Source organism: Metallosphaera javensis (ex Hofmann et al. 2022) (assembly GCF_022064045.1).
Taxonomy (GTDB): Archaea; Thermoproteota; Thermoprotei_A; order Sulfolobales; family Sulfolobaceae; genus Metallosphaera; species Metallosphaera javensis.
On sequence record NZ_JAKNCW010000073.1, the window covers coordinates 1 to 253 of the forward strand.

The 253-nt window shown below is 67.6% G+C and carries 1 protein-coding gene; it reads left to right on the forward strand.

Annotated features, from left to right (window positions below; genetic code table 11):
- A partial coding sequence (locus L3N51_RS12445) for a hypothetical protein (protein WP_238027526.1) occupies positions 1-253 on the forward strand: 253 nt, incomplete at both ends.

Here is a 253-nt window from a genome sequence, read left to right on the forward strand (position 1 = left end):
GTCTGGATCGGCGATGACGCGCTCAGCGCCGACAGCTTCGAGGCACGCTGCCTCGCCGAATTGAAGCAGGCCACCGCACGCCGGCCGGTCTTCTTCATGTCCGGCAACCGCGACTTCCTGCTCGGCCCCGACTTTGTACGACGCAGCGGCATGACCGCCCTGCCCTACCCCTGTGTGCTGACCATGGAGGGCCGCCGCTGGCTGCTCAGCCATGGCGACGCCCTCTGCCTGGACGACCACGACTACATGCGCT